The organism is Kitasatospora sp. NPDC057936, assembly GCF_042887525.1.
GTDB lineage: Bacteria > Actinomycetota > Actinomycetes > Streptomycetales > Streptomycetaceae > Kitasatospora.
Map to the genome: position 1 here is coordinate 1 of NZ_JBHVPD010000186.1, position 6,160 is coordinate 6,160.

Here is a 6,160-nt window from a genome sequence, read left to right on the forward strand (position 1 = left end):
GCTCCGGGCCTGCCCGGAGCGCGCCGCAATCGTTCCCCGGGCCCCGCCCCGCCCGGCGGATCATCCAACGTCGTGCCGGTGTGGAACGATCTCGCCATGCTGCTGCTTGCTGACGGAGTCACTCCGGTCCCGCGGATGATGCTCGTGAACGACCTTGAGACGGATAGCGGCGGCTTCTGTGAGCTCAACAGTCCGCTCTTCCTGGCAGTCGGCGACCGGATCGCGTTCGACGGCCGGAGCCTGCTGGTGTCGCGGGCGAGCGGCGAGTCGTTCTCACCCAACGGCGAGTGGGGAATCCGCTGCCGCCGGGGGCCCCGAATCTGACGATCCGGCTTGCCACCCGGGATTCTTGTGACGCGGGTCAGCCTTCGGGTGACTCGGACCAAGAGAGTCCGCCGGGCCAACCGTACTCACGATGGCGTTCATTCTGCTCTTCACAGGCTTCACGACCAGGGTCAACCTCATCGGCAACGGAACGTCGCGTCTTCCGACGCGGGTGCCCCCGGGCCGTCCGGACGGCCCGGGGGCACCCGCGTCGGCGGGTCAGGCGCTGAGCTCAATGGGGGCGACGTCGCTGCCCGGACAGTGGCCGGCGGGGCCTGTCACCGATTGCGGCGAGCCGCGTTCAGGTGTTCCTCCTTGATCTCCTGTTCCGGGTGGTGCAGGACCTGCGCTCTGCGCCGTGCGCGCCTACGGCGGCCGGGCCGGGCATTCGTGAGTGTGCCGTGGGGTCAGGGGCGACCGAGAGCGCGGAAGATCCAGCCGGCCGCGCGCCAGCGGTTCGCGTCGAGGGTGCCTCGGGCGTCGATGACCTTGGGAACGGCGATGTACGGGGCGAGGTCGGCGGGGTCGGCGTCGGAGTACTGAGGCCAGTCGGTCAGGTGCAGCAGCAGCCCGGCGCCGGTTGCAGCCTGGGTGAGGTCGTCGGCGAAGTCGAGGTGGGGGTAGGCCCTGCGGGCGTTCTCCATCGCGGCGGGGTCGTGCACCGTGACCTCGGCACCGGCGCGCTGTAGGGCCTCGGCGACCGCGAGGGCCGGGGAGTCGCGGATGTCGTCGGTGTGGGCCTTGAAGGCAGCGCCCCAGACGGCGATCCGCTTGCCGGTCACGGTGCCGCCGAGCGCTTCGCGGGCGAGTTCGACGGTGTGCTCGCGCCGGCGCCGGTTGATCGCCTCGACTTGGCGGAGCAGGCCGGTGTCGGCGCCGAGTTCCTCGGCGCGGTGGGTGAAGCCGGCCAGGTCCTTGGGGAGGCAGCCGCCGCCGAACCCGAGGCCGGGCCGCATGCCCTTGGCGCCGATCCGGTGGTCGTAGCCCAGGGCGAGGGCGATCTCCTGGACGTCGGCGCCGGTCAGCTCACAGAGCTCCGCCATCGCGTTGATGAAGGAGATCTTGGTGGCGAGGAAGGCGTTCGCAGCGCCCTTGATCAGCTCGGAGGTCGCGATGTCGGTGACGATGAGCGGGGAACCGGTGGCCAGGACGTCGGCGTAGACGGTCCGGAAGACGGCTTCGCTGCTGATGTCGCCGTCCTCGATGCCGAGCACGATCCGGTCCGGCTCCAGGGTGTCCAGGACGGCGAAGGACTCGCGCAGGAACTCCGGCGACCAGGCCAGGCGGGTGCTCGCCCCGTCACGGACGTGCTCGTCGAGGGTCTGCCGCAGCTTCGCGACGGTGCCGACCGGGACGGTCGACTTGCCGATGATCAGCACGCCGTCCCGGAGCCCGGGAGCCAGCCGGCGGACGGCGGTGTGCAGGTGGGTGAGGTCGTAGGCGCCGCTGCCGTCCTGTTGCGGGGTGCCGACGCCCAGGAAGTGGACGTCGGCGAAAGCGGCGGCCTCCGCGTAGGAGGCGGTGAACCGCAGGGCGCCGGAGGCGGTGTGCTTGGCGAGCAGCTCGTCCAGGCCGCGCTCGACGAACGGGGCCTGGCCCTTGTTCAACGCTTCGACCTTGTCGGTATCGGTGTCCATCCCGAGGACCTGGTGGCCGAGCTCGGCCATCGCGGCGGCGTGGGTCGCGCCGAGGTAGCCGCAGCCGATCACGGTGAGCTTCACGAACGTGTCCTTCCAAGGGGGCGGGGTGCCGCCCGGCCGGGCGCCCCAACCCCATCGAGGACGGGGGCATCAGGTGCCCGGCTGGGCGGCCAGGTGGCGGTGGATGCCGTCGCGGATGAACGGCGGGATGGTCAGGACGGGCAGGTACTCGGGGGCGAAGAACTGGAGCTTGACGCCCTCGGCCAGTGGCAGCGCGGTCTCGTCGCCGTCCCAGGAGCCGGCGAAGAAGGTGATGATCTGCCCCGAGCCGTGGACGTCCGGCGTCTCGAACAGCTCGGTCAGGCCGCCGACCGTGAGGCCGGCCTCTTCGGCGAGCTCGCGGATGATCGCCTGGGCCGGCGTCTCGCCGGGGTCGCAGCCACCTCCGAGAAGGCTCCAGTGGCCAGGCCAGGCGATGAGCTCGATGTCGTCGCGCAGGTGTAGCAGGAGCTCGCCGCGGTGGTTGGTGACTAGCGCGACCGCTCCGCGCGGCTCGGCGGCGGACGAGTCCTCGGGAAGGTTCTCCATCCGCTCACCGTAGTGAGTCGATGGGTCGTCATGCCGCAGCCGCCAGCGCGTGGTCGGTGAACCAGGCGGCGGCCATCAAGGCCTGCATCCTGGTGCGGTCGAATCGGCCGCCCGGCTTCAGACCGTCGGCCAGCAGCGGCTGCAGCCGCTTGGGCGCCTGGTCGAGCGCCGAGCTGATCTGCGCGGTCGCCCAGGGCTCCAGCGGGCCGGAGAGCCAGCTCGGGACCGGGGAGGCGAACCCCAGCTTGTCGCGGCTGCCCCAGACCTCCCGGGGCAGGCCGAGGGCCTTCGCCGCGTCCCGCAGGATCCGCTTCCCGGCCGCCGGGCCGGCGATCTTGTGCTCGACCGGCAGCCGGTAGGCGAACTCGACCAGGTCCCGTGCCAGGAACGGTGAGCGTCGCTCCAGCGCGAAGGCGGAGGCCAGCTTGTCCGAGGTCATCACCAGCGGACGCCAGGCCGTGGCCAGATCCGCCAGCGTCAGCCCGCGGGCCAGGTCGCCGTCGGCCCGGCGGAGGGCGTCGGCGACCAGCTCCCGCAGGCGGCCGTCCGGGCCCTGCCCACGCAGGATCAGCTTCACGATCGCCTCCGCCGGCTCCAGCCGTTCACCGGTGGCGCCTAGGAGCTTGGACGCGAGCGGCCGGTAGGCCTCCAGCCCGGCGCCCAGCACCGCCTGAGGGCCGAACAGGACCAGCGCGTGGCGGACGTAGCCCATCAGCAACTCGTCCGGCCCCAGCCCGCCGATCACCACGCGGATGCCGCATTCGGCGATCGCCCGGTAGGCCATGTGCTCGGAGAACGTGGACGCGTTGCCCATCGGGTAGTCCAACGCATGCATGATCTCCGGCAGCGAGCGGATGAAGTCCTCGATGGTCGGCTCGATGACGACCAGCTCGGCGCCGATGTCCCGGGCGACGACGGCCGCGGTCGCGGACTCGTCCAGGCGGTCATGGCCCGGGTAGCGGACCGTGACGCAGACCTGGGGCCTCATCAAGTAGGCCAGTACCGAGGAGTCGAGGCCGCCCGACAGCAGCAGCGCGAAGTCCGAGCCGGGCGCCCGCATTGGAATCCGGTCCGCCAGCAGGGTCGAGAACCGGGCCAGCGCGGTGGAGTAGTCGCCCTGCCAGGGCTCCAGGCCCTCCAACTGCCACCAGGTCCGCTGGACCAGCGAGCCGGTCGCGACGTCGAAGGCCAGCAGCCCGGCGGGCGGCAGGAGCTGGATGCCCTGGAACGGGGTGTCGGTGCCGGTGGGCGTCTCGATGCTCAGCATTTCCGGGCGAACGACCAGAGGGACGGTGCCGTAGCCGGTCAGGGTTGTGACCTCGGAGGCAAAGGCGAGGCGTCCGCCATCGAGACGCCAGTAGAGCGGCTTCTCCCCGAGCCGGTCCCGGGCCAGGAACAGCTGTCCCTCACGCGGGTCATAGACGGCCAGGGCGAACATGCCGTCCAGGCCGGCGAGGCAGCCTGGGCCGAGCTTTGCCCAGGCCCGCAGGACCAGGTGGGCGTCGGTCTCGCCGAGCTCCAGCGGGATGCCCCAGGCCGCAGCGGCCTGCCGGTAGTTGTAGATCTCGCCGTTGAAGGTGAGGACGATGCCGTTGGTCGGGTCCTGGTAGGGGCCGGGGTTGGCGGCGGTGTCGACGATCAGCAGGGTGTTCATGGACAGCACTGCCCGGCCGTCGGCCGAGGTGAGGTGCCGGGTGCCGTCCGGGCCGCGGTGGTGCTGAGCGAGCCCCATCGCGGCGACGGTGGTCTGGTGGCGGACGGCGTCGGCGCCGGCCAGTCCTGCGATTCCGCACATCTGGTTGTCACCCCCGAGCGTGAATCGGTGGTGGCCTCCGCCGGAAGGATGTCTTCCCAGGTCCCGGCGAAGGCCCGGAACACCAGGCAACCGTCTGGCGGACGGTGCGGGCAGGGCTCGCAAGGGGGCTCACAACTCGCGAAAGCGGTTCACTGCGAGGAGTGGAGGCAATACCCTCGGTGATCCGGCGTCAGGTGCCGGGCGTATGAATTCTTCTCGTGCCCAGTCGAGTACGACTCCCCGCGCCCAGCCGGGGAACGGATTGAGGGGGACGCTGTGGCGTCGACCACCCGCCGGGCCAAGCCGCCGAACGACGCGCTGGCCCGGATGATCGACAAGTGCGAGGGCGCCAGCCACAAGTCGCTGGCCCATCGCGTGAACCAGCTGGCCCGCGAAGCTGGGCTGACCACCACGTATACGCACACCTCGGTCGCGAACTGGTGTCGGCGGGGCATGGTCCCCGACTGGCCGGTGCCCAGGCTTCTGGCCCGGGCGATCGGCGAACGGCTCGGCCGGCCTGTGCAGTTGGCGGAGATCGGTATGGCGGATGCGGAGACACCGGACGCCGCGGTGGGGTTGGATTTTCCGCGAGAGCCCGCCGACGCCGTGCGCGTCGCCACTTCGTTCTGGAGTTCCGTGAACCGCCGCGACTTCCTCGCCGGATCCAGCTTCGCCGTTGCCTCGTTCACGACCCCGGTGACCCGGTGGCTGGTGAGCCCGGCCGACGACACCTCCTCGCATCGCGGCAGTGGCAGGGTCGGCACCGCCGACCTCTCCGAACTGCGGGATGCCGCCGACGACGCCCGCCGCTGGGACTCGAAGTACGGCGGCGGGAACTGGAAGGCGAACTCGGTGACGGCCTGCCTGCAGGAGCGGGCTGTGCCACTGCTGAACGGCTCGTTCAGCGACGAGGTGGGCCGCGAGCTGTTCTCGGTGACTGCCGAGCTGTCCCGCCTGGCGGGCTGGACCGCCTTCGACGTCGGTCAGCACGACGTCGCCCAGCGGCACTTCATCCAGGCCCTCCGCCTCGCCCGGGCGGGCGGCGACGTACAGCTCGGCTGCTACGTGCTCACCACCATGGCGATGCAGACCTTGCTGAGGGGCTTCGCCAACGAGGCCATCGACATGACCCAGGGAGCCTTCGAACGGGCAAAGGGCCACGCCGCCCCCCGGGTGCTGGCTTTCACCAAACTCATCGAGGCCCGGGCACACGCCCGCGACAACAACGCCAGGGCCGCCTCGGCAGCCCTGGCCGCCTCCGAGGGTCTGCTGAGCCAGACCTGCGACAGCGCCGATGAGCCAGCCTGGATCGACTTCTATCACCACGCCCGGCTTTCGGCCGACGCCGCCGAGGTCTTCCGCGATCTCAGGAGGCCGAAGGAGGCCCTGACCTGGAACGCCCAAGCGGCCGCCATGCCGACTGGAGTGTTCACCCGCTCCGTCGGCATGCGCCTCGCGATCGTCGGGACCGCCCATCTCCAGAGCAACAACTTGGACCAAGGTCTTGCACTCGGCAACCAGGCCGTCGGCATCCTCGCCCGCGTCCAGTCGAGCCGGGCTCTGGACTACGTCCGCGAGTTCAACGCCGCTCTCACCCCCTGGCGTCGGGAGGCCGCCGTCCGCGAATTCCTCCACCGAACCCGCCACGAGCTCGGCGTCGCGGCCTGAATGAGGGCTCCGCTCGGCTCATCGTCGTTCACCTGCAGCGTCGTACTCACCTGACCGCTAGCTCGCGGGGTGGACTATGGCGATTCTGGAAGAAGCCGGTTCGGCTTTCACGCTTTCCCGGCGGCGCGCTCCGGGCAGGCCCGGA

Annotated in this window: 5 protein-coding genes; 2 read left to right on the forward strand and 3 right to left on the reverse strand. The window is 70.9% G+C overall.

Features of this window, described 5'->3' with window-relative positions; all coding sequences use genetic code 11:
• Window positions 1–324 (forward strand): hypothetical protein (locus ACFVU9_RS45110; RefSeq protein ID WP_387603839.1); only part of this gene is annotated, 324 nt, incomplete at its 5' end.
• Window positions 325–731: 407 nt separating this feature from the next.
• Here the strand turns inward: ACFVU9_RS45110 and ACFVU9_RS45115 are convergent.
• The 3 genes from ACFVU9_RS45115 to ACFVU9_RS45125 form a co-directional block, all read right to left on the reverse strand.
• Window positions 732–2,045 carry a UDP-glucose dehydrogenase family protein gene (locus tag ACFVU9_RS45115; protein ID WP_387603842.1) on the reverse strand — a complete coding sequence of 438 codons (1,314 nt, stop codon included), beginning with the start codon at window positions 2,043–2,045 and terminating at the stop codon, window positions 732–734.
• 69 nt (window positions 2,046–2,114) lie between these two features.
• Window positions 2,115–2,552: an NUDIX domain-containing protein gene (locus ACFVU9_RS45120; protein WP_380446152.1), complete on the reverse strand. Its 438-nt coding sequence runs from the start codon at window positions 2,550–2,552 to the stop codon at window positions 2,115–2,117.
• Window positions 2,553–2,580: 28 nt separating this feature from the next.
• Complete coding sequence (locus tag ACFVU9_RS45125; RefSeq protein ID WP_387603846.1) at window positions 2,581–4,347, reverse strand: asparagine synthetase B family protein; 1,767 nt, start codon at window positions 4,345–4,347, stop codon at window positions 2,581–2,583.
• A gap of 276 nt (window positions 4,348–4,623) precedes the next feature.
• Between ACFVU9_RS45125 and ACFVU9_RS45130 the strand changes: the two genes are divergently transcribed.
• Window positions 4,624–6,015, forward strand: coding sequence for a sporulation protein (locus ACFVU9_RS45130; RefSeq protein WP_387603849.1), 1,392 nt, complete (start codon window positions 4,624–4,626; stop codon window positions 6,013–6,015).
• The last annotated feature ends 145 nt before the right edge of the window (window positions 6,016–6,160 follow it).